Origin of the sequence: Shimia sp. MIT910701 (genome assembly GCF_047126315.1) — a bacterium.
Lineage (GTDB): Bacteria > Pseudomonadota > Alphaproteobacteria > Rhodobacterales > Rhodobacteraceae > Shimia.
The window spans coordinates 3,566,495-3,591,704 of record NZ_CP138953.1; the positions used below are offsets into that span (position 1 = coordinate 3,566,495).

Sequence of the window (25,210 nt, forward strand, 5' to 3'; positions counted from 1 at the left end):
TTGCTACAGCTAAGCGTGCCCATCGCCCTGAAGCAAAATAAAAAAGCAACGATATCGACATGTCGCTACCTCCCTTCGTCTCCGCCGTGGTGGCAACATATGTAATAAAGATTGATAAGTGTCTCTCTGCTGTATGCGAATCTCGCCCAATCTCTGGGTCCGATTTCGGCGTTGATATTACCCCTGCTTCTCGTCACTTGGGATTGTCACACAATTGGCTGTTGCGACGTGTGACACTCCAAGGTAAACGCCCTAAATATAAGGGAAAGCACTACCCGGCGTGGGTTTCCTACCACCCCAGCCACTATTCCTTGATCGATACAAGCAAGCAGCTAGGTCCGCCACGGGTCTAAGAAATGCCCCTGTTTATGCCCCACTTCGGGAACCATCTCTCCTAGGGCTATCTATCCACTTTAATAGGTATGAGTAATGGATAGTTTGAATAGTGAAGAGGGGTAGAGAGACCTAAGTAGTGGGTTCTTCTGAATTTCTTATTCTCTAACTATAAGTCCCAAGAAGATAAGAGGACCGAGCATGGCTGAGATCGAGAACCCGCGGCATTCAAGGCCCCTAGATGTGCATCGTTGGTCAGAGCATTCCGAGGTAAAGAGCCTAGTGCGTACTTCATGAGAGTTCTCTGCGCAACGCAAAACGAATTACAAAATCACCATGTCATCGAGCAGTTCAGCTATGGTAGTGTTGCGTACAGTTAGACGGTCGCCATCACCAAACTCAAAGACGACGTCTCCTTCGATCGCGGTGGCAAAGTCAAACGCATCCGACCCCGGAGCGAAGGCGAAGTTATCAAGCTCAATAGTGTCGATGTCATCCTGAAAGTCGACGATTACGTCGTGATCTTCACCGCGATCGAAATGAAAGGTGTCCGCATCCGCGCCGCCTGACAGTTGATCGGTGCCAGGCCCTCCATCTAACCTATCAAGGCCTTTTCCGCCTTCGAGGACATCATCGCCTTGCCTGCCGTACAAGCGATCATTGCCGCCAAAGCCGCGCAGAGTGTTTTTGCCAAATGTCCCTAGGAGAACATCAGCCCCAGTGTTCGAACCAGAAGCACCTTCGAAACCGGAAATCGTGTCGTTGGACGCCCAGGATCTCGAGATCATGTCGGTGTGGAGGTTCAGTGTCACACCATTGGTACTATCGTAATAGCTGATGTAATCCCGTCCTTCGCCGCCGAAGAAGCTCTCTGCTCCGCCACCACCCACACGAACAAAGTCTTCTCCGTCGCCCAAAATCACTCGGTCATTGCCCGATCCCGCGTAGACGCTGTCGTTGCCGCCGAAGGTCCGGATTGTATTGGCGCCAGACGTGCCATGGATCCGGTCACCGCCGGTTGCGCTGCCCGTAATACCTTCGAACCCGCTGATAGTGTCATTTCCGACCCATCCACCGGAAACGATATTGGTCGTCAGGTTGACTGTTACACCACCGCCACTGTTGAAGTAGCTTATGTAATCCCAGCCTGCGCCGCCGTGAAAGGTTTCCTGTCCACCACCGACCCGGACAAAGTCATTCCCATCGCCAAGATGGACTTCATCGGCGCCACCGCCTGCGTAAACGCTGTCGTTGCCGCCATAGGTGCGGATCACATTGACGGCATTCGAGCCGTAGATCACATCATCCCCGACCCGCGACCCGGAGGCATTTTCGAAGTTCACCAAACGATCGTCGGCGGCTAGTCCCCCGGCCGTGAAGTAACTCGATAGGCTGATCGTGACGCCACCAACACTGTCATAGTAACTGATGTAGTCGATGCCGTCACCACCATCGAGATAGTTGCTGCCTCGGCCCACACGCACGTAGTCATCGCCATCGCCGAGATACAGCTGATCGTCGCCATCCCCGGTACTTACCCGGTCGCCACCGCCAAGTGTCTCAATAATGTCGGCGCCTTGCGTTCCCGCCAACAGGTCAATTCCTTCAGTCCCTAAGATCTGGTTGCGGTCATTGTTGACAATCATACCCGTTCCTGAGACGGCGCTGAGACCAATACCTTCGTCCACGGGTGTGACTAAGAGCGAAAACGCCTCGGTCGACTCGCTTAGGGTGTCGCGCATCAAGTCAATTGTGACCGAAGCCCGGATCGCTCCTGGCTGAAAAATGATAGTTCCAGTCTGAGCTACGTAGTCCAAGCCAGCGACAGCAGTACCGTCGACGGTTGTGAACGTAAACGACGTCGCGGTTTCAAAAGCCTCGGAGATGCGGACGTCGAACACCGCTTGCCTCACAGTTGCGCCCTCAACGACCTCGGGATTGGACACGTAGATCACGCGCTCTGGCAACGGTTCGTAATCATCAAAGAAGTTGGCGGCAACATCGACGCCGATCGAACTGAATGCTGACGGAACTCCCTCATCATCCACCAGGGCCATCATCCAATGTCCAGGAATCATAATATTGGCATTCGGGATGGTGACGGTGATTGTCGTGCTATCGATCACACTAAAGGTGAGTGGGACATAGCGAGCGTCGGAGTTAGTAGAATGGGTGACCGCACCCACGCGCAAAGCACCGATGCGCGCAATATCGGATGTGTCGTCGACTGTAATCGTGATCTGGGTTCCGGACTGAATGACCTGGTCAATTGAGGTAATCACCGGTTGGTCGGCCAGGTTCCCGGTATCATTATAATATATGTCCGGGGAAAAAATCTGCGCATTCAGGTTGGTCAAAGGCCCCGGAGCACCACCTCCGCCGGAAATGACGGTTCCGTCTTCCAATACAACAGCTGCAGAATGATAGAGGCGTGCCAAATCCTCGGCCGCCAAAACAAGCGTTTCGCCGGTTTGAGGATTGAAACGAATTGCGGTGAGTTGCGCACTATCTACATCGTCTTCGAATGAGCCCTGGCCTATGAACTCGCTGTCATAGTCCGTGCCGCCTGTGATCAGCACAGAGCCGTCGGCAAGGATCGACATATTCCCTGCCGTGCGCCCATCGGGCATTTGCCCCACCTGTGCGAAAGTCGGCACACTCGGCGACAGATCCACGGACCATATCCCGCCGTCGATATCCACCATCAGCACCTTATCGACATCGTACATGACGGAGGGATCCATCTTGTGACTCGCGAAAGGCAGGGTGGTGACCTGTGAGACAGTTCCGGTGCCCTGGGTTGTCATAATGTAGACATCGCGCCCAAAAGCCTCGAGCACCACAATCTCACCACTTGAGCGCTGGAATGCATGAGGATACCACCAAGCTTCGTTGAGGTTCCCGGCGTCGTTTGTATCACCTTCGAAGTCTTGAATCTCGGCACCAGTGAGACTTCGGAAGCCGGACGTCGGGCTCCAGATTTCAGGGATTGAGCTGCCGTCCTTGACAGCATTGCGCCCGCCCAAAGCGAGTATCTCACCGTTAGCCAGCGTCAAAACGGTTGGGTACCATCGCGCGTACTCCATCGTCTCGGAGGCAGGCGTTAGCTCGAGAGTACGCGGGTCGAAAACGATGAGGCTGTTGACCCCATCGTTCGCACCACCAGGTCCGGATTTACGGGCGTCACCGCCGAAAATCATCACCAATCCCGTTGCCGGATCTAGTGCCATGTGGGCGCAGAAAATGTCCGTTTCGGTCGTATTGGGTAGAGTATGGTGACGGCCCGTCTCGGGATCGTAGACGTCATAGATGAAGTTGGCGCCTTGCATGCCGCGTTCATCTGTCCCAAAGGAAAGCACCTTGCCATCAGGCAACACGAGCATGTGGAGCGGAATGATTGGCCAGTCTTGCAGGTCACCCCATTCGCCATCACCCTCAAAATCCATTGCTTGCATATTCACCGCCGGTTTGCCCCCAATAAAAAACGAAGTCCCTTTTCATCTGTTAGTAGGCCATATCAATACGTTGAGGTCACTAGCAACAGCGATTTGAATATCTTGTTGTTTCTGTAGCTTGCATCCTGTGAGCTGATCCTCTCTCACTGAAGTGGCCCGCTCTGAGCCTCCCCAACTGAACTGGTCCACCGCTATGTTTAGGAAACGGAGGACCAAGGATGGCGAACAAACGACCGAAGCCCAAATAGATTGTCTCGAAGTTATGTCAGGTTGAAGTGCTAATGGGGCAAGGCATATCCCGTTTGGATGCAATCTGACAGATCGGTGTTATTGAACAGACCTATTACCTCTGGCGCAAGCAGCATGGTGAAATGGGTGTGGATCAAACGAAGGACACTCGAAGCGCGGCGCTTGCATTACCGCCAGCACGCAGCATAATCAAACCAGCAAAATGAGCCGAACACTCTCTTAATTTACGCCGCTCTTGGTTCCAAAAATACTGAGGATGTACAGCAAGGAAGCGTTTTTGCCTCAAATGGGGTGCCGTTTTTGGCTTCAAGTTCTTCAGTTGTCGTCATCGTTGTCACTGATTTTTGTCTTACCTTCAGCAAGGGCACCGTTGCCAAACGCCACGTATGCCTGCAAACTGGAACAGTATTCGAGTTTTTGATAGGAGTTTGCTGATGCCCATGTATCAAAAAGAATGCGATAAATCGAATGTATTTGCGTATGAGGTAGGCAAGGGTTTTATTGATGTAGAGTTCAAAGGTGGCACTATTTATCGATACGGTCTGGAAACCGTGGGAGAAGACACCTTGCAAGCCATGATTGAGCACGCAGAGGCTGGTGAAGGTCTCAATGCAATCATTAACAAGCTAGCCAAAAAGTCTTAAAAGATACCTCTTTGGTTTTGTGGGCGACTTTGGCCGGAATGATATCATTCCCTGCGCTTGAGCTTTCTCAGCGCTGTTAAGGCGGTGAAGCCTTCGGTTGAGTCCGGTGTTTGGCCAAGGATTTCGTCTTCGTGAATGTATAGAAAGTTTGTTCAGGAGTGTGACTTTATTTTCTGAAGTTGGCATAAACCAGCCTTTGAAAATTTACTGAGGGTCTTCAGAAGGTTGTGATACCGAAAAGGTCGCTAGAAATGGAAACAGCTTATTTTTTGGACCATGAATGCCGCATTCGTCGGGTCGAAGGTTGCTGGAATGAATTTGCCTCGCAAAACGAAGGAACTGAAGCATTCGCGGAAAAGGTGGTCGGTCGCTCCATTTGGGATTTCACAGCCGGCTTTGAAGTTCAGAGTTTTTTGGATGCAGTTTTCTTGTTCGTTCACCGCTCTAAATCTGTGTTCGAAACAAAATATAAATGTGACAGCGCTGACACTTTTCGACTGTTCTCAATGACTGTAAGTCACGCCGATGACGGGGGCATTCGCGTAAGTCACAAACTACTGCAACAAAACCAAAGGAACGCGCCTGGGAAACTTGCAGCTCTTGAGAACCATCGCTGTTTGAACCGTTGTTCCTTGTGCCGTCATTTCAAGCTTGGGAACGAGTGGATTAATCCTTTCGCCCACCCCGACGAGAAATTTTTTCCGAATAGCCACACGATCTGTCCTAGTTGCAGCGCTACAGTAAGGAAGGAACTCGGGCTTGTGCTCGACTTCCCCGTCCGTTCGTGAACAAGTTAGCTAGCCTTGCATTTGCTATGATACTTTTTCGCGAGCCGGTACGGGCGTGCCCTGTTAGGGTGGACGCCAGCATTCTTTGCGATTGTTGTACTGGTTGAATGCTCATCTCTAAGCTTCGAGAATGTAAAAGGAACAAAGCGCCCACAATTAACCCTTTCTTAATTAATTTACTTAAAATTGTAGAGGCTGGCCCTTCGGTATAGGGGGTTCAAGCGGGTACTGGAAGAGGCCTTCACTGTAACGTTAATTAGTGAGGAACTCCCAATGGCTACTTCAAAACTTTCCGACGGCGACAATTTCCGTGTTCTTGGGACCGGTGGGAACGCCAGGGTTGTCGAGGAAATCAAAGACATCTTTACGATGACTAAGCAGGAGCGATTTGCCAAGTTGGCCCAAGAACTTAAGGAAGAATTTGGCATCGAGGTTGAGAGCGGCACCGCCGACGCTCATTTGCGAGTGGTAAAATAGCTGACCAATCAAGGCAACTGGGGAGGAAGAGGCATGTCTAAGTTTCGGTTTAGCGCCTCTTCGGGACAGGAGGCGGTGCTAAAGTGTCTGACGTCAGCACCTATGGGTCCAATTAGGGTGATTTGATAAGGGAGAGTTTCTGGCTCATCGTAACCACTAAGGAGTGGAAGATGAGAAAGACTACGAAGAGCCCTGGCGAGAAGATCGTTAAAGATATCAAGCGCGCCACCCGTAAACAGTATTCGGCGGAAGAGAAGATCCGTATCGTCCTTGATGGTCTTCGTGGCGAGGACAGCATAGCTGAACTGTGTCGCCGCGAGGGGATTTCTCAAGGCGTTTACTACAAATGGTCGAAGGACTTCATGGAGGCCGGTAAGAAGCGGCTGGCGGGCGATACAGCGCGTGCCGCAAACACTGACGAGGTGAAAGAACTGCGCCGCGAAGCAAAGGATCTCAAGGAGGTTGTCGCGGAGCAAACATTGGAACTGCGTCTTCTCAAAAAAAGCATGACAGGCGATGGGGGCGACCACGAATGAGGTATGCCGCATCCGAGAAGCTGGAGATCATCCGGTTGGTTGAAGAAAGCCATCTGTCAGCGCGTCGTACATTGGCCAAACTGGGTATCCCTCGCACCACATTCTACCGTTGGTACGACCGATACCTGCAGCGCGGGGAGGCTGGTCTTGAGGATCAGTCTCCCAAGCCCAAACACGTTTGGAACCGCGTTCCAGACGAGGTGAAGCGCAAGGTCGTCAGCTTCGCCTTGAAAGAGACAGAGCTGTCACCCCGCGAGTTGGCGGTGACCTTCACAGACCAAGAACGGTACTTTGTATCGGAATCCACAGTGTATCGCACGCTCAAGGCACATGACCTGATCACCAGCCCAGCATTCATCGTGCTGAAAGCCGCGAATGAGTTCGAGCATAAGACAACGGCCATCAACCAGCTTTGGCAGACCGACTTTACCTATCTCAAGGTTCTGGGGTGGGGCTGGTTCTATCTCAGCACAATCCTGGACGATTACAGCCGCTACATCATCTCGTGGAAGCTCTGCACGACCATGCGGGCGGAGGATGTGACTGACACGCTGGACTTGGCTTTGCAGGCGTCAGGGTGCGATCAGGTCCACGTTGTCCACAAACCGCGCCTACTCAGCGACAACGGCTCCAGTTACGTCTCGGGTGACCTGGCTGAGTGGCTGCAGGACAAAGGCATGAAACATTCACGTGGAGCGCCGTATCATCCCCAGACGCAGGGCAAGATCGAGCGTTGGCATCAAACTTTGAAGAACCGGATCTTGCTGGAAAACTATTTCCTGCCCGGCGATCTCGAAGACCAAATCGAAGCCTTCGTCGATCATTACAATCACCAGCGATATCACGAGAGCCTGAAAAACGTCACACCAGCCGATGTCTACTTCGGACGTGACCAAGCCATTCTGGAACAACGAGAAAGGATCAAACGGAAGACATTCGAAGCGCGACGCTTGCATCACAGTCAACGCGCAGCATAATCAAACCGACCCGATGAGCCGAACACTCTCTTAGTTCACGCCGCTTTTGGTTCCAAAAACTTTGACGACGGACAGCTCACTCCAGAATGCCCCGCCAATCTGTCTCTTGCACGGGCTTGGCCACACATCGCGGCTGTGGCCCGCCGGGAAGCGCGAGGCCTTGCGGCATATCACGTGTCGATATCAAAACCAACTTCGCTTCCGGAAACCGGCTGTACCCCATATTCAACAAGTCCCAACCGGACTGACCACTGTCCAGATTCAGGTCGCTGACCAGAAGTGCCAGGTCAGACAAATCGCCCAGCTTTGTGCATCCTTCGGCAAATGACTTAGCGGTGACCACGTCAAACCCCAGCTTCGCCAAATCTCGCGCGGTAGTGCGCAAGTAAACTGCGTCATCGTCAATGACCAAAGCACGCCCAACCGATGCGCCCTGTACAGTTAGGAGAACCTCCTCCCGATAAGGCGGAAAGCGCATACTCACTGTGGTCCCGTGGTCCTCATCACAGGCATTACTCTCCAGAAGTAATGCGCCGCCTGACTGGTGCACAAATCCGTCGACCATCGACAAGCCAAGCCCGGTACCGCCGCCGTCGGCACGCTGTGAAAAGAATGGCTCAGTTGCACGTCTGCGGACAGCCTCGCTCATACCGCGACCGGTGTCGCGTACAACCACCTCCGCCCCGCCACTCGCAGTGGCCCGCACCTGAACACTCACCAGGCCTGCGCCGTCAATCGCCTGTCCAGCATTGACACAAAGGTTGAGCACGGCGCTCTCCAACTGCCCTGGGTCAACCCGCGCGAACACAGGCTCGTCCGGCACGTCAACGGTCATGTCCACCGTTTCCGGCATGCCGATTTCCAACAAGTCGGCCATACCCTCAACCAATTGACCAACATCGGTGACTTGTGGTTCCAAGTGTTGCTTGCGCGCAAAGGCCAGCAGACGTTCGGTCAACGACACCCCAAGGTCCAGAGCCGAGCGGATGCGGGCCTGCAACTCCTTGGACCGTTCCGCATCCGCGTCCTCCAAGAGGTGTACATTGCCAGAAATACTCGACAGGATATTACCGAAGTCATGCGCCACTTCGCCTGACACCTTGCCCAATGCTTCCACACGACGGATTTCCTCAAGCCGCTGCTCCATGCGCTTGCGCTCGGTGGTTTCCGACAGCAGCCAGACCTCTTCGCCATTGGGCAGTGGCGAGCGGCGCAGTTCCAGCACATTGCCTGCTGGATCGATATACTCCTCAAACCCGCCATGCTCGCTGGCAGACGTTTGACGCTCAAAACTCGACTCAGAAATCAAATCAACCACTTTGACTTTTTCACCCGACTGAGCCGCAGGCAATCTCAGGAGCGCTCGTAGATTCGCGTTTTCTGCTTCGATCCACCCGCCCGCTGTGGCAATGGCCACCCCGTCTTTGATGTTGCGAAAAACACGGGAAAACAGCGCGTTCTGGTGCCCAACTTGACGCGTCCGCCGCTCCAGATTGCGCGCGCTCTCCCGAAACACGTGAAACGCCGCATACAACTGACCAATTTCATCATCCGGCGCCGGCCCTTTCGGGAGGTCCGTACGATGATTTCCCGCAGCCAAACTCCGCATCGCCGCCGCGATCAAATGCAAGTTGCGCGCGACGTAACGAGACACATAAAGCGACGAGGAAATTGCCACCATCAGGCTCACAACGGTCAGCGCCAAAAAAGCTTTCTTGGCAAAGGCAAGGTTGCTCGATGTTTCCTGCCGCGCCTGCGATAAACGTTCCTCCGCCTCAAACACTTGTACCGCTGCAAAGGTGCTCACCCGCTTCGTTTCCTGCCGAATACGAAACAAGGCATTCTCCGCATCCAACCGCGCGGCCAAATCACGATGCTTTAGAACAAACAGGCTTTCGCTGCGACGCGTGGCCGCCTCAATTTCTGCCAAGGTTGCCTCATGCATCGGGCTCACTGTCCGCAGCGCCGCATCACGTTGCTTGCTGTACCGGCGGCTGAACTCTCCAAGCTCGATCAAGGCGATGGCCCGCCCGGCACCTAGGGCGCTTGCCGTCAACTGCTGCAACGCGGCCCAGACTTCACGTTCCGCCAAAGGCAACGCCTTGTCACTGGCCAACCGGCGCACCCGTTGGTTCAGGCGTTCCAAGTCCCGGTCAATTGCCGCCAGTTCCGCCTGCCGGGCGGTCTGCGGCGTCAATGCATTTGTCAGGTCGTCGATGGCCAATCGCAACCGCGCCACCGGCAAATCCAGCGCAGCATCTCCAGCCGACAAAGCTTCAACCCGGTTCAGGTTTTCGAGAACCTTGTTCCTTTCCTGCTCCAACTGAAACGGAGGAAACAACGCATGCAGGAAGGGTGCAGAGGTCGCGAGATCTGCGGATTCTCGCGACAGGTCCAAGGCGTCAGACACCTCCGCCAAGGTTTCCTTGTGCAAGACGTTCATCCAGAGCTCGGTACGATTTAGGACTAGAATGCCGATCAGGCTAACCAGCAGGATCAACCCAAACAGAACAGCAATGGCGGCAGACAGGCGAAACCGCACACTCAAGCGCGCCAGTACCGACATTACAGCGTTTCCGCGCCAAGGTTAAAAATGTAACCCTGCGCCCGCCGTGTCTGCAAATGCACAGGCTTTGACGGCACAGGCTCAATCTTTCGTCTCAATCGCAAGATCAAAACATCAATGGTGCGGTCCACATAGCGCTCCACATCTGAGCCCAGCTCCTTGAGAAGTTCTGGCCTCGGGATCACCCGATTGGGATTGCGAGCAAAATACTCTAACAGACGATACTCCGCGTTGGTGAGAGGAACCTCTTCGCCTTCCCGATCCAAGAGCCGACGGGATTGCACATCAATCCGCATATCTCGAAAGGCAATCCCCTGCCCGCTTGCGACACTTGGTTTGGCGGTGCCATGCCCGTAGCGCCGCAGGACGGCCCGAATGCGGGCCACCAACTCGCGCGGATTAAACGGCTTGATCAGATAGTCATCCGCGCCGGTTTCCAGCCCGATGATCTTGTCAATCTCGTCCCCCACACCGGTCAGCATCACGATCGGGATCTCATAGCGTTCCCGTATGTGGATCGCCAAGGTCAAGCCGGACTCTCCGCGCAGTCGCAAGTCGATCAGGGCCATATCGATATGTGGCGGATCTCCCAGCGCCATGAAGGCCGCAATGTCAGGACAACAGACCGCGCCGAACCCGCTGTCCCGCATCAAAGCGGACAGAGTGTCACGTACGCTCTCATCATCATCCACGATCGCAATGAGCGGCTCGGCCTGGCCCGTAATCATGAAACCTCATCCCGCGGCATTTTGTGGCCAATGGGTGTTCCCATTGACCAAGTGTTTTGAATCAGTTCCGCAGATCATGACAGATTGTAAGTCGGCGCGCGCGGCTTTGTAACACTGTTAACATTAAACCCTTGTTTCGTCTGTTCCGTTAACACAAGCCTGCTCGCGGGCAAGCTCGCCACTCTCCTAAGCTGCTCTGGTCAGCGCCTTGCCTTGGGGCCAATGTTCCACACGGCATGCGTTATAAGGGAGGATACCATGACACCAATTTTTACCCGCGCCGCGACGGCTTTGGGCATCCTGTCGGTCAGCGCCTTTGCCGCTGCTGCCAATTGTGCAGATCGGGGCGCTTTGGACGAGCTTTACTGTGACGCCAATGGCGATCTGGTTGCGGACACGCCAACCGATCCGGCCGAGTTGCGCAACCCGGACACACTGGTTTTTGCTTACACCCCGGTTGAAGACCCCGCCGTTTATGCTGACATCTGGGCACCGTTTATTACCCATATGGAAGACGTGACTGGTAAAGGCGTGCAGTTCTTCGCCGTGCAATCCAACTCCGCCGAAGTCGAAGCCATGCGCTCTGGTCGCTTGCACGTTGCAGGCTTCTCCACTGGCCCAACACCATTTGCGGTGAACCTCGCCGGTGCTGTGCCCTTTGCCATCATGGGCGCCGAGGATGGCCAGTTCGGCTATAAACTGCAGGTCTTCACGCAGGCCGACAGCGACATCCAAGCGGTCAAAGACCTCGCAGGCCGCCGCGTTGCGCATACCTCGCCCACCTCCAACTCCGGCAACCAAGCGCCTCGCGCGTTGTTCCCATCCTTGGGTGTCGAGCCGGACAAGGACTACGAAGTGACTTATTCTGGCTCCCATGACCAATCCATGCTGGGTGTTGTGGCTGGTGACTATGATGCGGCTCCAGTGGCTTCCGAAGTGGTGGAGCGCATGGCGGAACGCGGTCTCTATGATCCCAAAGACGTGCGTATGGTCTGGGAAAGCGATCCGTTCCCAACCACGTCTTTCACCGTGGCCCACAACCTGGACCCGGAACTGTCCGAAAAGATCAAAGAGGCCTTCTTCACCTTTGAATTCTCCGGCACCAAACTGGGCGAAGAATTTGCCGGTGTGAGCAAGTTCATCCCAATCACTTACAAGGATCAGTGGGCGGTCATCCGTCAGATCCAGAGTTCCAACGGCGTGGAATACACCCCGCAGGGTCTCGCAGGTAAGTAACTAAATCACCAAACAAAGCCCGGATAGCGCGCATCGCTGTCCGGGCCTTTTCGGCCCTGTGTGCGATCAGACACCGCGTCACAGGTAAAGCCGCGCTATGCCCGAGAGACCGCAATGCTAAAAATATCAAAACTCACAAAACGTTACGGCTCGGGCGACCCCGTGCTCAAAGAACTCGACTTGACTGTCGAAGACGATCAACTGACCTCAGTCATCGGCTCGTCAGGCGCCGGCAAAAGCACGCTGCTGCGCTGTATCAACCGGCTGGTTGAACCCACATCTGGCTCCGTTGATTTGAACGGCACAGAGTTCACCGCCCTAAAGGGGCGCGAGCTACGCACGGCGCGGCGTCGTATCGGCATGGTGTTCCAAAGCTTCAACCTGATCGACCGCTTGACCGTGATGGAAAACGTGCAATCCGGTCGCCTTGGTTACATCTCCACCTGGGCGGCCCTCACCCGCCGCTACCCCCGCGAAGACATCCGCCACGCCTATGAGTTGATGGAACGAGTTGGTATTGCCCATTACGCCGATCGCCGAGCCGACGAGCTGTCCGGCGGCGAGCGTCAAAGGGTCGGCGTGGTCCGCGCACTGATGCAACGCCCGGAAATCCTGCTGGCGGATGAACCCACCGCTTCACTTGATCCCAAAACCTCCGAGCAAATCATGTCACTCCTGCGCGACCTGGCGTCAGAATTGAAGCTCCCGGTGATCATAAACATCCACAATGTCACCGAAGCCAAAGAATACAGCGACCGCATAGTTGGCATGCGCTATGGCCGCATCATCTTTGACGACCTGCCGGGCAAGCTGACCCAATCCGAGATGGATGAAATATACGCTGGCGTACCCGCGATGGACCGTGCCGAAGTGGGAGCCGTGGCATGAGCACAGCCAAAGACACTTGGCGCAAACCGCCCTTCATAGCCAACCCGCTCTTGCGCTATGGGCTCTACAGCGCGGTGGCGATCTACGTCATCTTAACAATGACCACCCTGCCGATTGACTGGGACCGCGTGTCTGACGGCATGCGCCGTGCACAACGCATCTTCAGCGGAGCGTTTCCTCCGAGTTTTGAGCGCTCTGGCCTGCTGATAGACGGTTTTCTGGAAAGCCTGAAAATCGCCATCCTCGCCACCGTGGGCGGCATCCTACTCTCAGTACCCCTCGCCTTCATGGCGGCCCGTAACATTGCCATCAAACCAGTCTACTTTCTGGGCCGCGGCATCATCATTGTCGCGCGCAGCTTCCACCCGGTCATCGTCGCCATCATCTTTGTGAAAGCCGTCGGCTTTGGACCCTTTGCAGGCGCGCTTACGCTGGTGGTCTACTCCATCGGCTTTGTTGCCAAACTTCTGGCGGAACGCATCGAGGAAATCGACTTTGGTCAGGTCGAAGCCATGCGCTCTGTGGGCGCTGGCTACCTCGCAACGCTTGTCTACGCAGTCTTCCCGCAGATCATGCCCCGCCTTGTCGGCCTTGGCATCTATCAACTCGACAGCAATCTGCGTGCCTCCGCCGTGGTCGGCATCGTTGGCGCAGGCGGCATCGGAGCCACCTTGGCCAATGCCTTTGGCCGGTACGACTATGACTTCGCGCTCGCCATCACCATGGTCATCGTCAGCGTCATCCTCATTTCAGAGGCAATCAGCGGCTTTATCAGAAAACGGATTGCATGATGAACAGCCAAGCAATGCAACACACGCTTGACCACTGGTCCCGCTTCACCCTGAAACAACGCCTCATGCGCTACGGTGGCTTCGCCCTCACCCTGCTTGTGGTCGCCTGGGCGCTTTCCAGTATCAATGTGATCTGGGAATGGGTCTGGGACGCGCCAGCCCAAATGGGTGATCTCTTTGGCCGTATGATGCCGCCGGACCCCAGCAATCTGCCATCTATCTTGGAGGCGATCTGGCAGACCGTGAACATCGCCACGCTGGCCACGATGTTTGCCGTCGTGGTTGCCCTGCCCGTGGCGTATATCTCGGCCCAGAACACCACGCCCAACCGGCTTTGCCTGTGGATCGGCCGCTTCATTCTGGTCTCGTCCCGCTCGGTCAACACCATCATCTGGGCGCTGCTGTTTGTGGCCATCTTCGGCCCCGGCATTGTTGCGGGTATTGTCGCGATCATGTTCCGGTCCATCGGCTTTCTCGGCAAACTGCTCGGCGAAGCCATTGAGGAAATTGACACAAAACCGGTTGAAGCGCTGGAAGCCTGCGGCGCTTCGCGGTTCAAAATTGTGCTCTATGCCATTGTGCCTCAGGTCATGCCTGCCTTCTTCGCCGTCGCGATCCTCCGCTGGGACATCAACTTGCGGGAATCCACCGTGTTGGGCCTCGTCGGCGCAGGTGGCATTGGCATGATCCTGCAAGGGGCCATCGACACTTTCAACTGGCCGGAGGTCTCCATGGTGTTGCTCACCATCCTCGCGCTGGTGGTCTTTGGCGAAGTCGTCTCTTCCTACTTGCGCAAGAAAATCCTCTGACCTTACAACGGCGGCCGACACCCTCGGCCGCCTTTTTTCTTTTCGGACGCAACTTATGATCGACACGCAAACGGCGTTTGACCGCTACGAAAGCCTGCGCGACGCGCTGCCTTCCGCAACCTTTCCGACCAGGTCCCAAACGGGCCGCGACCTCAGCGACACCACCGCGCACTATGACGCTTACATACTGGATGCCTTCGGCGTCCTGAACCGAGGTGAAACCGCCATCGAAGGCGCGGTAGAACGCATAGCGGACCTGCGCGCCGCGGGCAAACGGCTGATTGTTTTGACCAACGCCGCCAGCTACACGCGCGTGGACATCCTCGCAAAGTACCATCGTTTCGGCTTTGACTTCACCGCCGACGACGTGGTCTCAAGTCGCGATGTGGCCTTCGCAAACCTGCCTAAGCTGGCAGACGGTAAAGTCTGGGCAGCAATCTCTGCAGAAGGAGATGACTTCAGCGACACCCCCGCCTCTGCCAACATCGAAGACCTGATCGCCAACCCGGATCTCTTTGGCACTGCAGGCGGCTTCCTGTTCCTCTCCACGGCCCGCTGGATAGACACAGACACAGCCGCCTTAAGCCAAGCCCTCAAAGCCAATCCCCGCCCATTGGTGGTTGCCAATCCAGACCTTGTCGCGCCACGTGAAGACGGCTTGACCATCGAACCCGGCATGATTGCCCACGACATTCTTGCGCAGACCGGCACAGATGCTGTGTTTTATGGCAAACCGTATGACAACGCCTTTGAAAGCGCACTGGCACGTTTGGACGGCATCCCTCGCCACCGCATCGCTATGGTCGGCGACACGTTGCACACCGATGTGCTTGGCGGGGCCGCAGCGGGCATCGGCACCATCCTGATCACCGATCATGGCCTATTCAAAGGCTTCGACGTCGCGCCTTACATCAAACTGTCCGGCATTCAACCGGACTGGATTATCTCAACAACTTAAAGCGTTACAGAAGGGGGGCGCGTTTCAGCGCCCCACAATCAACAACTCTTTGGGGAACGACGTCAACGCCCGCACGCCCTCGGCCGTGACCAGCATGTCGTCCTCAATCCGCACACCAAAGTTGCCCAGATCATACAGCCCCGGCTCATTGGTCCAGACCATGCCCTCCCGCATCACCTCGTGGTTTCCGCGCATGATGTAAGGCGCCTCATGCACCTCCCGGCCCAAACCATGTCCGGTCTTGGTACGGATGCGATCCGCAAAGGGCGAAGCCTCCAACACACCGGTGACAGAATCATCAATCTCGTGTGCCGTGACTCCGGGTTTGGTCACCTCAAAACCCCGCAAGTTGGCGGCCAAAACGGTCTCATAAACCGCCCGCCCCTCGTCGCTCACGTCGCCCACAAAAACAGTGCGCGTGATGTCCGCTGCAAAACCATCTTTGCGCGCGCCAAAGTCGAACAACAGCGCGTCACCTTCTTGCACCGCATAGTCAGCCCGCGCCTTGCCATGTGGTCGCGCCGTGTTGTCGCCCGCCACAACAATCGGCGAAAATGCCAGATCATCCGCCCCTTCAGCAAACAGCGCCTGTATCAAGGCACTCTCGATCTGCTTTTCCGTCTGCCCAATCCGGACACCCTCCAGCACCCGGCTTAATGCGCGCTCGGACACATCAATGGCAGACTGAAGGGCTGCCACATCCGCTTCCGTCTTAATCACCCGCAAACCAGAAATCGCTTTCTCGCCGTCCACAATGTGCAAATTCGGCTGTGCCTTGGTTAGCGCCACCTGCACAAACACCCGCATCACCTGCCCCTCCACGGCCAGGGAACCAATATTGAGGTGCTCGGCTAATGCGGCAAAGGCCGCGTCATACCCATCCTGATCGCGCCAATCAAACACCGCGCCATCAAAATCCACCAACGCCCAGCTGCCTAATTCCAGGTTAGGCACAATCGCCGCTGGCGCACCCTCGGCAGGGATCACCGCCAGAAATGGGCGTTCATGGCTCATAAAAGGCTTCCCGAAGGCACGGGTGAAATTTGGCCCTGGCACCAACGCCACAGCATCCACATTCAGATCCCGCGCCACTTGGCGATATTCGGACAGGTTCGACATTTTGATCTCCTGAAAACACTCGATTCAGCGCAGCGCGTGAGTTTTAGGATACAATATCCTAAAATCATCTCCGGGCACAATCACCATAAGAAAGCCAACGCGACGATCCAAGGAATCGCGCGAGTAAGCGGCTACTAACTGCGGGTTTGGCCCACTGCTTCCCGCTTCACGGACGTCCATCGTTTCCAAAGACGTGAAAATTTCAGCCCACCCCCACCAATAGAAAATCAATCATTTTCATAACCTTAAATGTACCCCCTCTCCAATCTACCACGCCTCATGCGTTCTCTTGCAAATTTTATATTGGATTTTGTATCCAATTTATCCTAGCACTCGGTCCACCAACTTTTGGGAGGACCCTATGCTTAAGAAACTTGCTGCCATCGCAGCACTCACCACCTTCGCCGCCATTCCGGCCAAAGCGGACACTCTTGATGACGTCGTTGATCGCGGCACCCTACGCTGCGGTATGGTGCTCGATTTTCCGCCTATCGGCTACCGTGACGCCAACAACGAGCCAGCCGGCTTTGACGTCGACTACTGCAACGACCTCGCCGCCGCGCTGGAAGTGGAAGCCGAAGTGCTGCCAGTGACCTGGGCGGAGCGTCTGCCAGTGATTGTCACTGGCCGCGCAGACGTTGTGTTTGGTGCAACCTCTGACAGCCTCGCCCGCGCCCGCACCGTCGGCTTCACCATCCCTTACGCGATCTATTACGCCCAAGGCGTGGTGAACGCAGACAGCGGCATCGAAACCTTCGAAGACATCCGCGGCAAACGCGTCGCCGCCGCCATCGGCACCGTGCCAGAGCAGGAATGGCTGAAAATCGCCGCCGAATGGGGCGAAGAGGGCAACTATCAGGGCTACCAATCCGAAAACGAAGTCTTCCTGGCGGTAGCACAGGGCAAAGCCGACATCGGCATCACCACCAACACCGCCGTTCTGCCAATCACGCAGCAGTATGACACCGTTGTGGCCGGCCCACGTATGCCTTGGACCACAGACTACACCTCCGTTGTGGGCAAGCGTGAAGACGTAACTTGGCTGAACTACCTCAACCTGTTTGTGACTCATCAGGTGCGCTCCGGCCGCTACAGCGAACTGTGGGGCAAATACGTCGGCGGCGAAGCGCCAGAGCTGCGCATCCCAGGCGTGATGTACTGATCCACCACTCCCTAAAACCCGCCCCCGTCCTGTCCAAACTGGGCGGGGGCAACGGGAACACTCCTCATGTTTGACTATAATTTCCATTGGCGACCGGTGATGAAAAGCCTGCCAGATCTGCTTGAGGCGGCTTTGCTGACCTTGCAGGTGGCGGTGCTGGCCATGATCCTTGGCATCATCATCGGCCTCTGCCTGGCGCTCATCCGCCTCAACATGCGCGGCCCGTTGCGCTGGATCGCCTCCACCTGGGTCGAACTGGCCCGCAACACCCCTGCCCTGTTTCAACTCTTCTTCTTCGGCTTTGGTCTTGGCGCCTTTGGCCTGCACCTCTCACCGTACATGATTGTGCTCGCTGGTCTGACCTTCAACTGCGCGGGGTACCTGGCAGAGAACTTCCGCGGCGGTTTTCAAGCGGTGCCAGACACACAAATCCGCGCCTCGCGCAGCCTCGGCATGACCGCCTGGCAAGCCTACACCCGCATCGTGATCCCGCAGGTGTTCCGCATCGTCTACCACCCGATCACCAACCAAATGGTCTGGGCTGTGCTCATGTCCTCTCTGGGCATGTTGGTGGGCTTCCGCGAACTCTCCGGTGAGACACAGTTCTTTGCCTCCCGCACGTTCCGGATTTTCGAATACTTCGCCGTCACCGCGGTCATCTACTACGTGATCGTGAAACTCATCCTCGGAGCCTCCCGCCTACTGGCGACCCGGCTCTTCCGGTACTGAGGAGCGCCCCATGGAACCTACTGTCAGCTTCTTCAGCGGCTTTGCTCCCAAAGACCTCCTGTTTCTTGGCGAAGCCGCCCTACGCACCATGTGGATTTCGGTCCTGTCGATCTCCATCGGCACTGTACTAGGCGTGATCTTCGGTTGGATTTTGTACGAAGGCAAATGGGCCGCCGCTCTGACTGTTGCCCCCATTCTGGACGTCTTTCGCTCCGTGCCCCTGATCATCCAACTGGTGCTGTTTTACAATTTCGCACCAATCGTGGGGCTCAACCTCGATCCCTTTGCCTCAGGCGTGGTGATCCTCACGATCTACACCGCCTCGCTTGTGGCCAACGTCGCCCGTGGCGGCATTGAGGCTGTGCAACCCTCCATGCGCCGTGCCGCGCGCAGCCTGGGCATGAGCTACTGGCAAGACCTGCGCCATGTGGTGCTGCCCATCGGCGGCCGCGCCGTATTCCCCGCTTGGGTCGGTGTGGCGCTCGGCGTGATGAAAGACAGCGCGCTGGTCTCGGTACTTGGCTACGTCGAGTTGCTCAAGGCCAGCCAGATCCTGATCACCCGGACACAGGAACCCTTCCTCATCCTCACACTCGCTGGCGCCTTCTACTTCGCGCTCAGCTACCCAATTTCGCGCTACGCCGCGTCGCTTGAAAGAAAGTGGGCCCAATGATCGAAATTCATGACCTGCACAAATACTTTGGCTCCCTGCATGTGCTCAAAGGCATCAACCTGAACGTCGAGAAAGGCGAAGTTCTCTCCGTCATCGGCGCATCGGGTTCGGGCAAATCCACCCTGCTCTATTGCATCAACGGTTTGGAACCGGTGCAACAGGGCAAAGTCGTGGTCGATGGCACCGACGTGCACGCCAAAGGCACCGACATCAACAAACTGCGCCAGCAACTGGGCATGGTGTTTCAACAATGGAACAGCTTCCCGCACCTGACAGCATTGGAAAATGTCGCCCTCGCGCCCAAAATCGTGAAAGGCAAATCCAAAGCCGAAGCCCGCGAAATCGCCGCGCAACAGCTCAAACACGTGGGTCTGGGCGAGAAACTCGACGTCTACCCGTCGGCTCTCTCCGGTGGTCAACAGCAACGTTTGGCTATCGCCCGCGCCCTCGCGATGGAGCCGGAGTACATGCTTTTTGACGAAGCCACCTCCGCGCTTGACCCGGAGTTGGTGGGCGAAGTGCTCGAAACCATGCGCATGCTGGCCGAAGAAGGCATGACCATGATCTGCGTCACCCACGAAATGGGCTTTGCCCGCGACGTGAGCGACCGCGTCGCCTTCTTCCACCAGGGCGTGATGGAAGAGATCGGCCCACCCGAGCAGATTTTCGGCACCCCACAATCTGAACACACCCAAAAATTTCTCGCCAACGTGCGCTAACCCCGCACGCAAGACCAAAAAGGCTCAAGCTATGACCAATAATATCTTCTCCGGCACCATGCCGGCCCTCATGACCCCGTGCAAAGCCGACCGCACCCCGGATTACGACGCGCTTGTGAAAAAAGGCCACGACATGATCGCGGCGGGTATGTCCGCCGTTGTCTACTGCGGCTCCATGGGCGACTGGCCCCTACTGACCGACGAGGAGCGCATGACCGGTGTGGAACGTCTGGTTGAGGCGGGCATCCCCGTGGTGGTTGGCACCGGCGCCATCAACTCCAAATCCGCCGTTGCCCACGCTGCGCACGCGCAAAAAGTTGGCGCCGTTGGCTTGATGGTCATCCCGCGTGTGCTGTCTCGCGGCTCTTCCATCGCAGCGCAGAAGAACCACTTCAAAGCCATCCTTGAGGCCGCACCAGATGTGCCAGCCATCATCTACAACAGTCCAGTCTACGGCTTCGCCACCCGTGCTGAGCTGTTCTTCGCCCTGCGCGCAGAGCACAAAAACCTGATTGGTTTCAAAGAGTTTGGCGGCAAAGACGATCTGCGTTACGCGGCAGAACACATCACCTCGCAAGACGATCAGGTCACCTTGATGGTCGGCGTGGACACCGAAGTCTACCACGGCTTTGTCAACTGTGGCGCCACCGGCTCCATCACTGGCATTGGCACCGCCCTGCCCAAAGAAGCCCTGCTGCTCGCCGCCCTGTCGCAGAAAGCTGCCGCAGGTCACGCCGAAGCCCGTATGCGTGCCAAGGAACTGGAAGAGGCCTTTGGCGTTCTGGCCAGCTTTGATGAAGGCACCGATCTGGTCCTCTACTACAAGTACCTGCTCGTGCTGAACGGCGAGGAAGAATACCGCCTGCACTTCAACGAAACCGACATTCTGAGCGACGCCCAGCGCAACTACTGCGAACAGCAATACAGCCTGTTCCGCACCTGGTTTGCCGATTGGTCCAAGCAAGGCGGAGTCATCGCTGAATGCATGTGATCGACAGCCATACAGGGGGAGAGCCCACACGGGTGATCCTGGACGGGGGGCCGGATCTGGGGACCGGCTCCCTTGCGGAGCGCGCCCGCCGCCTCGCCACGGAGCATGAGGAATTCTATCTCTCTGTCATGCGCGAGCCGCGTGGCCAACCCGCTATGGTGGGCGCGCTGCTTGTTGAACCCGTGGACCCCACCTGTGTGGCCGGTGTCATCTATTTTGACATGGGCGCCGTGCTTGGCATGTGCGGCCATGGCACCATTGGCCTTACTGTGACGCTGGCCCATCTGGGGCGCATCACCCCCGGTGTGCATCGCATCGAAACCCCGGCCGGTGTGGTGGAGGTGGAGTTGAGCGACGCCAACACTGTCACCGTGCGCAATGTCGAAAGCCGTCGTGTGCGCAAACAGGTGCATTTGGACGTGCCCGCGTATGGCGCTGTTACCGGTGACGTGGCCTATGGCGGCAACTGGTTCTTCATTCTTGATCCCAGCCCGCTGCCTGTGAACATCGGCAACACTCGGGCCTTGACCGACATGGGCATCGCCATTCGCGAAGCCGCCATCGCGGTCGGTGCAGGTGGAGAGAACGGCGAACCAATCGATCACGTGATTTTTCAGGGCGAAGCGCCGGAGAAAGGCGTGCACAGCCGAAACTTCGTGCTGTGCCCGGATGACACCTATGATCGCTCGCCCTGTGGCACGGGCAGCTCGGCCCGCTTGGCCTGCTTGGCTGCAGACAACCGCTTGGCGCCAGGTGAAGAGATCGTGCAGCACAGCGTGATCGGCAGCCCCTACACGTTGTCTTACCAAACCGGCCCCAACGGTGGCGTGATCCCCTCCATCACAGGACAAGCCTTTGTCACCGCACAAAGCACCATCCTGTTTGAAACCAAAGACCCGTTCAAACACGGCATCGCGCACTAGCGCCTTCCGGACAGACATCCCGCCTCGTGCCTGTCCGGTTCCTCCCTCTCACGACAGGTCACAGGCATGACAAACGATATCATCGTCATTGGCGCCGGCATCATCGGCATCTCCACCGCACTGGAACTGCAACGTCGCGGCCATCAGGTCCGTGTTCTGGATCGCAGCGGTATTGCGGCGGAAGCCTCCCAAGGGAACGCAGGCGCCTTTGCCTTTACCGATATTGTCCCGCTCGCCACCCCCGGCATCATGCGCAAAGCTCCCAAATGGCTGCTTGATCCGCTTGGCCCCCTGTCGATTCCACCTGCCTACGCTCTGAAAATCGCTCCTTGGATGCTCCGCTTTTGGCGTGCCAGCTGGCAAGACCGCTACACCGCCTCGGTGGATGCCCAAACCCGGTTGATGACCCATTCCCGCGCTGCTCTGGAGCGTCAGATCACCGCCACAAATGGCGAAGACATGATGCAGCGCGAAGGCCAGTTACAACTCTATGAAGGCGAAAAAGAGTTCCGCGCCAGCCTGCCCGGTTGGGAGCTGCGCCGCGCACATGGCATCGACTTTCAAATGCTCGAAAGCCCCGACGCCATCGCAGAAATCCAACCTGGGCTTGATCCGAGGTTCACCCATGCGATGTTCACTCCCGGCTGGATGAACACAGTTGATCCTCAAGCCTGGACACAGCATCTCGCCAAAGCATTTCTCGCGCTTGGTGGTCATATCGACACTGCAACCATTCACGCGCTGAAATGCCATGATAGCGCCGCCGTTGTGCACACCGAAAACGGCCCCATCACCGCCCCCCAAGTGATTGTGGCGGCAGGAGCTTGGTCCCATCACCTCGCCCATACTATGGGCGACAAAATACCGCTTGAAACAGAACGCGGCTACAACACCACGCTGCCTGCAGGCGCTTTCCCGCTGCGCACCCACTTGACCTTTGGTGGGCACGGATTTGTCGTGACCAAGATCAACGGCGGCGTCCGCGTCGGCGGTGCTGTGGAACTTGGCGGCCTCAAACTCAAACCCAACTACAAACGCGCCGACACACTTCTGCACAAAGCGGCCAAGTTCATGCCTGCGCTGGACACGTCTGGCGGCAAGCAATGGATGGGCTGCCGCCCCTCTTTGCCAGACAGCCTGCCCGTCATCGGCCCCTCCGCACGCAGCAGCAACATCCTCTACGCTTTTGGCCACGGCCACCTCGGCCTCACCCAATCCGCTGGCACCGCCGAACTGATCGCGGATCTCGTGGACAACGCCTCACCCGCCATACCTCTGACCGCCTATGCGGCCACCCGTTTCTGAAGGAGCGCCCTTATGAAAATCACCGGTTTCAACGTCTACCAAGTGGACCTGCCTCTGAAAGAAGGCCGCTATAACTGGTCCAACGGCAACTTCATCGAGGTCTTTGACAGCACAGTGCTGGAAATCCTCACTGATGAAGGCCTCAAAGGCTACGCTGAGTGCTGCCCACTGGGCTCCGCTTATCTGCCGTCTTTTGCCAAAGGCGTGCGTGCTGGCCTTGCCGAACTGGCCCCCCACCTCATTGGTCAGGACCCGCTCAACATTGGCGCCATCAACCGCACCATGGACGCCGCCCTGCGCGGTCACCCCTATGCCAAAGCCCCAGTCGACATCGCCTGCTGGGACTTGCTGGGCAAAGCCACCCTGTTGCCAGTCTACACCCTGCTGGGCGGTGCCGCGCAAGACGACGTTGTGCTCTACCGCGCCATCAGCCAGGAAGACCCGGATGTCATGGCCAAAAAAATCGAAAGCTATGCCGCCGAAGGCTACACCAAGTTCCAACTCAAAGTGGGCGGTGAAGCCAATGACGACATTGACCGCATCCGCGCCACCCGCGCTGTTCTGAAGAAAACCGATCAGTTGGTGGCCGACGCCAATACCGGTTGGACCCGTCATGAAGCCGCCCGGGTTGTAAACGCCGTGTCCGATCTCGACGTCTATATCGAACAGCCCTGCCTGACCTATGAGGAAAGCGTCTCGATCCGCCGCCGCACCTCTCTGCCCTTTGTGATGGACGAGGTCATCGACACGCCCAACACCCTGGTGAAAGGCATTGCTGAAGACGCGATGGACGCCATCAACCTGAAAATCTCCAAGGTCGGCGGCCTCACCAAGGCCCGCCAGATGCGGGACCTCTGCGTGGCGCATGGCATCCCCATGACGATTGAGGACACCTGGGGCGGCGACATCACCACCGCAGCCATTGCCCATCTCGCACGTTCCACCCCCGCGGAATTCACTTTCTCCGCGACAGACTTCAACTCTTACGGCACAGTCACCATCGCCGAGGGTGCACCGGAGCGTAAGAATGGCCGCATGACCGCACCGGACACGCGAGGCCTTGGCATCACACCTGTGTTTGACGCTCTAGGCGAGCCAGTCGCCACCTACCGCTGAAGGACCACATAATGCGCAGCAGCAAAACCATCCACGTGATCTCCGCCCATGCTGAAGGCGAAGTGGGCGACGTGATTGTCGGTGGCGTAACCCAGCCACCGGGCGACACCATCTGGGAGCAACGCAGCTTCATTGCCAAAGATCAAACCCTGCGGAACTTCGTCCTAAACGAACCGCGTGGTGGTGTCTTCCGCCATGTGAACCTGCTGGTACCGCCCAAACATCCGGACGCCGACGCCGCCTGGATCATTATGGAGCCCGAGGACACGCCCCCCATGTCTGGCTCCAACTCGATTTGCGTTTCCACGGTGCTTCTGGACAGTGGCATCATCCCGATGCAGGAACCGGAAACCCACATGACGCTGGAGGCCCCCGGCGGTTTGGTCAAAGTCCGTGCTGAATGCAAAGACGGCAAGGCGCAGCGTATCTTTGTGCAAAACCTGCCCAGCTTTGCCGACAAAATTGGCGTTCCGCTGGACGTACCGGGTCACGGCACAATCACGGTGGACACGGCCTATGGCGGCGACAGCTTTGTGGTTGTCGACGCCTCCGCGCTTGGCTTTGACATTGTGGAACACGAGGCCAAAGACATCGCGCGTCTGGGTGTCGCCATCACCAACGCCGCAAACGACCAGCTTGGTTTCACGCACCCGGAAAATACGGATTGGGACCACATCTCTTTCTGCGCGTTCTGCGGCCCCCTCTCCCGCACAGAGACAGGCCTCACGGGCAAATCTGCCGTGGCTATTCAGCCGGGCAAAGTGGACCGTTCCCCCACTGGCACAGCTGTCTCCGCCCGCATGGCCCTTATGGCCGCCAAGGGGCAGATGAAACCCAACGAGACCTTTGAAGCGATGTCCATCATTGGCTCCCGCTTCTCCGGCCGCATCGTGGAAAGCACATCCGTTGGCGACCGCCCAGCCATTGTCCCGGAAATCTCTGGCCGCGGCTGGGTGACCGGCATACATCAACACATGTTGGACCCGGACGATCCCTGGCCCACAGGCTACCGCCTGAGCGACACCTGGGGCGCATAAA

At 56.9% G+C, this 25,210-nt stretch carries 22 protein-coding genes and 1 pseudogene; 19 read left to right on the forward strand and 4 right to left on the reverse strand.

What is annotated here, in order from left to right:
- Positions 1-656: 656 nt before the first annotated feature.
- Positions 657-3,788 (reverse strand): galactose oxidase-like domain-containing protein, encoded by a 3,132-nt coding sequence (locus SIB38_RS17390; protein WP_412550694.1) that lies wholly within the window; start codon positions 3,786-3,788, stop codon positions 657-659.
- A gap of 248 nt (positions 3,789-4,036) precedes the next feature.
- On the opposite strand from SIB38_RS17390, the pseudogene SIB38_RS17395 reads away from it, so the two are divergent.
- From SIB38_RS17395 to SIB38_RS17415, 5 genes and pseudogenes are all read left to right on the forward strand, one after another.
- Positions 4,037-4,189: pseudogene (locus SIB38_RS17395) on the forward strand (IS3 family transposase); the annotation flags it as partial.
- A 282-nt stretch (positions 4,190-4,471) separates the two neighbouring features.
- Complete coding sequence (locus SIB38_RS17400) at positions 4,472-4,681, forward strand: hypothetical protein (RefSeq protein ID WP_412550695.1); 210 nt, start codon at positions 4,472-4,474, stop codon at positions 4,679-4,681.
- A 251-nt stretch (positions 4,682-4,932) separates the two neighbouring features.
- Positions 4,933-5,469 (forward strand): hypothetical protein, encoded by a 537-nt coding sequence (locus SIB38_RS17405; protein WP_412550696.1) that lies wholly within the window; start codon positions 4,933-4,935, stop codon positions 5,467-5,469.
- A 273-nt stretch (positions 5,470-5,742) separates the two neighbouring features.
- On the forward strand, positions 5,743-5,946 hold the full coding sequence (locus SIB38_RS17410; protein ID WP_412550697.1) for a hypothetical protein: 204 nt from the start codon (positions 5,743-5,745) through the stop codon (positions 5,944-5,946).
- Positions 5,947-6,116: 170 nt separating this feature from the next.
- Positions 6,117-7,459 (forward strand): IS3 family transposase gene (locus SIB38_RS17415; RefSeq protein WP_412550264.1). Its coding sequence is split into 2 segments (ribosomal slippage): positions 6,117-6,444 and positions 6,444-7,459, totalling 1,344 coding nucleotides; the frame shifts between segments, so codons are not numbered across the junction.
- Between the two features lie 76 nt (positions 7,460-7,535).
- Here SIB38_RS17415 and SIB38_RS17420 read toward each other — a convergent pair.
- Entirely contained in the window at positions 7,536-10,025 is a 2,490-nt protein-coding gene (locus SIB38_RS17420; protein ID WP_294119120.1) for an ATP-binding protein, read from the reverse strand.
- Positions 10,025-10,753, reverse strand: coding sequence for a response regulator transcription factor (locus SIB38_RS17425; protein ID WP_294119121.1), 729 nt, complete (start codon positions 10,751-10,753; stop codon positions 10,025-10,027). The genes SIB38_RS17420 and SIB38_RS17425 overlap by 1 nt, the downstream gene beginning before the upstream one ends.
- A gap of 258 nt (positions 10,754-11,011) precedes the next feature.
- Here SIB38_RS17425 and phnD point away from each other — a divergent pair, with 258 nt between their 5' ends.
- The 5 genes from phnD (at position 11,012) to SIB38_RS17450 (ending at position 15,435) form a co-directional block, all read left to right on the forward strand.
- Positions 11,012-11,989: a phosphate/phosphite/phosphonate ABC transporter substrate-binding protein gene (gene phnD, locus SIB38_RS17430; protein WP_294119124.1), complete on the forward strand. Its 978-nt coding sequence runs from the start codon at positions 11,012-11,014 to the stop codon at positions 11,987-11,989.
- A gap of 114 nt (positions 11,990-12,103) precedes the next feature.
- Positions 12,104-12,877, forward strand: a complete 774-nt coding sequence (gene phnC / locus SIB38_RS17435; protein WP_412550698.1) for a phosphonate ABC transporter ATP-binding protein — start codon at positions 12,104-12,106, stop codon at positions 12,875-12,877.
- Positions 12,874-13,668: a phosphonate ABC transporter, permease protein PhnE gene (gene phnE, locus SIB38_RS17440; protein WP_294119127.1), complete on the forward strand. Its 795-nt coding sequence runs from the start codon at positions 12,874-12,876 to the stop codon at positions 13,666-13,668. Before phnC ends, phnE (SIB38_RS17440) begins: the two co-directional genes overlap by 4 nt.
- Positions 13,665-14,477, forward strand: a complete 813-nt coding sequence (phnE, locus tag SIB38_RS17445; protein WP_412550699.1) for a phosphonate ABC transporter, permease protein PhnE — start codon at positions 13,665-13,667, stop codon at positions 14,475-14,477. The genes phnE (SIB38_RS17440) and phnE (SIB38_RS17445) overlap by 4 nt, the downstream gene beginning before the upstream one ends.
- A gap of 55 nt (positions 14,478-14,532) precedes the next feature.
- Positions 14,533-15,435 (forward strand): HAD-IIA family hydrolase, encoded by a 903-nt coding sequence (locus SIB38_RS17450; protein ID WP_412550700.1) that lies wholly within the window; start codon positions 14,533-14,535, stop codon positions 15,433-15,435.
- Positions 15,436-15,459: 24 nt separating this feature from the next.
- Here the strand turns inward: SIB38_RS17450 and SIB38_RS17455 are convergent, their stop codons facing one another.
- Positions 15,460-16,554 carry a M24 family metallopeptidase gene (locus SIB38_RS17455; protein WP_412550701.1) on the reverse strand — a complete coding sequence of 365 codons (1,095 nt, stop codon included), beginning with the start codon at positions 16,552-16,554 and terminating at the stop codon, positions 15,460-15,462.
- A 361-nt stretch (positions 16,555-16,915) separates the two neighbouring features.
- Between SIB38_RS17455 and SIB38_RS17460 the strand changes: the two genes are divergently transcribed.
- From SIB38_RS17460 to SIB38_RS17500, 9 genes are all read left to right on the forward strand, one after another.
- Entirely contained in the window at positions 16,916-17,716 is an 801-nt protein-coding gene (locus SIB38_RS17460; protein ID WP_412550702.1) for a transporter substrate-binding domain-containing protein, read from the forward strand.
- A 66-nt stretch (positions 17,717-17,782) separates the two neighbouring features.
- Complete coding sequence (locus SIB38_RS17465) at positions 17,783-18,445, forward strand: amino acid ABC transporter permease (protein WP_294119133.1); 663 nt, start codon at positions 17,783-17,785, stop codon at positions 18,443-18,445.
- A gap of 10 nt (positions 18,446-18,455) precedes the next feature.
- Complete coding sequence (locus SIB38_RS17470; RefSeq protein WP_294119135.1) at positions 18,456-19,118, forward strand: amino acid ABC transporter permease; 663 nt, start codon at positions 18,456-18,458, stop codon at positions 19,116-19,118.
- Positions 19,115-19,837 (forward strand): amino acid ABC transporter ATP-binding protein, encoded by a 723-nt coding sequence (locus tag SIB38_RS17475; RefSeq protein WP_294119136.1) that lies wholly within the window; start codon positions 19,115-19,117, stop codon positions 19,835-19,837. Before SIB38_RS17470 ends, SIB38_RS17475 begins: the two co-directional genes overlap by 4 nt.
- A 31-nt stretch (positions 19,838-19,868) precedes the next feature.
- Complete coding sequence (locus SIB38_RS17480; protein ID WP_412550703.1) at positions 19,869-20,828, forward strand: dihydrodipicolinate synthase family protein; 960 nt, start codon at positions 19,869-19,871, stop codon at positions 20,826-20,828.
- Positions 20,819-21,751, forward strand: coding sequence for a proline racemase family protein (locus SIB38_RS17485; protein ID WP_412550704.1), 933 nt, complete (start codon positions 20,819-20,821; stop codon positions 21,749-21,751). Before SIB38_RS17480 ends, SIB38_RS17485 begins: the two co-directional genes overlap by 10 nt.
- Positions 21,752-21,817: 66 nt before the next feature.
- Complete coding sequence (locus SIB38_RS17490) at positions 21,818-23,056, forward strand: NAD(P)/FAD-dependent oxidoreductase (RefSeq protein ID WP_412550705.1); 1,239 nt, start codon at positions 21,818-21,820, stop codon at positions 23,054-23,056.
- Between the two features lie 12 nt (positions 23,057-23,068).
- Positions 23,069-24,172 (forward strand): cis-3-hydroxy-L-proline dehydratase, encoded by a 1,104-nt coding sequence (locus SIB38_RS17495; protein WP_294119140.1) that lies wholly within the window; start codon positions 23,069-23,071, stop codon positions 24,170-24,172.
- 11 nt (positions 24,173-24,183) lie between these two features.
- The gene (locus SIB38_RS17500; RefSeq protein WP_294119141.1) at positions 24,184-25,209 is read left to right on the forward strand and encodes a trans-3-hydroxy-L-proline dehydratase; all 1,026 of its coding nucleotides are present in this window, start codon (positions 24,184-24,186) and stop codon (positions 25,207-25,209) included.
- Position 25,210: the final 1 nt, after the last annotated feature.

Excerpts from the sequence above, each read along its gene's own strand:
- SIB38_RS17470 (WP_294119135.1), top strand. The coding sequence starts at position 18,456 with ATGGAACCTACTGTCAGCTTCTTCAGCGGCTTTGCTCCCAAAGACCTC.
- SIB38_RS17400 (WP_412550695.1), top strand. The coding sequence starts at position 4,472 with ATGCCCATGTATCAAAAAGAATGCGATAAATCGAATGTATTTGCGTAT.
- SIB38_RS17425 (WP_294119121.1), bottom strand. The coding sequence starts at position 10,753 with ATGATTACGGGCCAGGCCGAGCCGCTCATTGCGATCGTGGATGATGAT.
- SIB38_RS17485 (WP_412550704.1), top strand. The coding sequence starts at position 20,819 with ATGCATGTGATCGACAGCCATACAGGGGGAGAGCCCACACGGGTGATC.
- phnE (WP_294119127.1), top strand. The coding sequence starts at position 12,874 with ATGAGCACAGCCAAAGACACTTGGCGCAAACCGCCCTTCATAGCCAAC.
- SIB38_RS17465 (WP_294119133.1), top strand. The coding sequence starts at position 17,783 with ATGTTTGACTATAATTTCCATTGGCGACCGGTGATGAAAAGCCTGCCA.
- SIB38_RS17405 (WP_412550696.1), top strand. The coding sequence starts at position 4,933 with ATGGAAACAGCTTATTTTTTGGACCATGAATGCCGCATTCGTCGGGTC.
- SIB38_RS17495 (WP_294119140.1), top strand. The coding sequence starts at position 23,069 with ATGAAAATCACCGGTTTCAACGTCTACCAAGTGGACCTGCCTCTGAAA.
- SIB38_RS17460 (WP_412550702.1), top strand. The coding sequence starts at position 16,916 with ATGCTTAAGAAACTTGCTGCCATCGCAGCACTCACCACCTTCGCCGCC.
- phnD (WP_294119124.1), top strand. The coding sequence starts at position 11,012 with ATGACACCAATTTTTACCCGCGCCGCGACGGCTTTGGGCATCCTGTCG.
- SIB38_RS17420 (WP_294119120.1), bottom strand. The coding sequence starts at position 10,025 with ATGTCGGTACTGGCGCGCTTGAGTGTGCGGTTTCGCCTGTCTGCCGCC.
- phnE (WP_412550699.1), top strand. The coding sequence starts at position 13,665 with ATGATGAACAGCCAAGCAATGCAACACACGCTTGACCACTGGTCCCGC.
- phnC (WP_412550698.1), top strand. The coding sequence starts at position 12,104 with ATGCTAAAAATATCAAAACTCACAAAACGTTACGGCTCGGGCGACCCC.
- SIB38_RS17500 (WP_294119141.1), top strand. The coding sequence starts at position 24,184 with ATGCGCAGCAGCAAAACCATCCACGTGATCTCCGCCCATGCTGAAGGC.
- SIB38_RS17490 (WP_412550705.1), top strand. The coding sequence starts at position 21,818 with ATGACAAACGATATCATCGTCATTGGCGCCGGCATCATCGGCATCTCC.
- SIB38_RS17390 (WP_412550694.1), bottom strand. The coding sequence starts at position 3,788 with ATGCAAGCAATGGATTTTGAGGGTGATGGCGAATGGGGTGACCTGCAA.
- SIB38_RS17450 (WP_412550700.1), top strand. The coding sequence starts at position 14,533 with ATGATCGACACGCAAACGGCGTTTGACCGCTACGAAAGCCTGCGCGAC.
- SIB38_RS17410 (WP_412550697.1), top strand. The coding sequence starts at position 5,743 with ATGGCTACTTCAAAACTTTCCGACGGCGACAATTTCCGTGTTCTTGGG.
- SIB38_RS17455 (WP_412550701.1), bottom strand. The coding sequence starts at position 16,554 with ATGTCGAACCTGTCCGAATATCGCCAAGTGGCGCGGGATCTGAATGTG.
- SIB38_RS17480 (WP_412550703.1), top strand. The coding sequence starts at position 19,869 with ATGACCAATAATATCTTCTCCGGCACCATGCCGGCCCTCATGACCCCG.
- SIB38_RS17475 (WP_294119136.1), top strand. The coding sequence starts at position 19,115 with ATGATCGAAATTCATGACCTGCACAAATACTTTGGCTCCCTGCATGTG.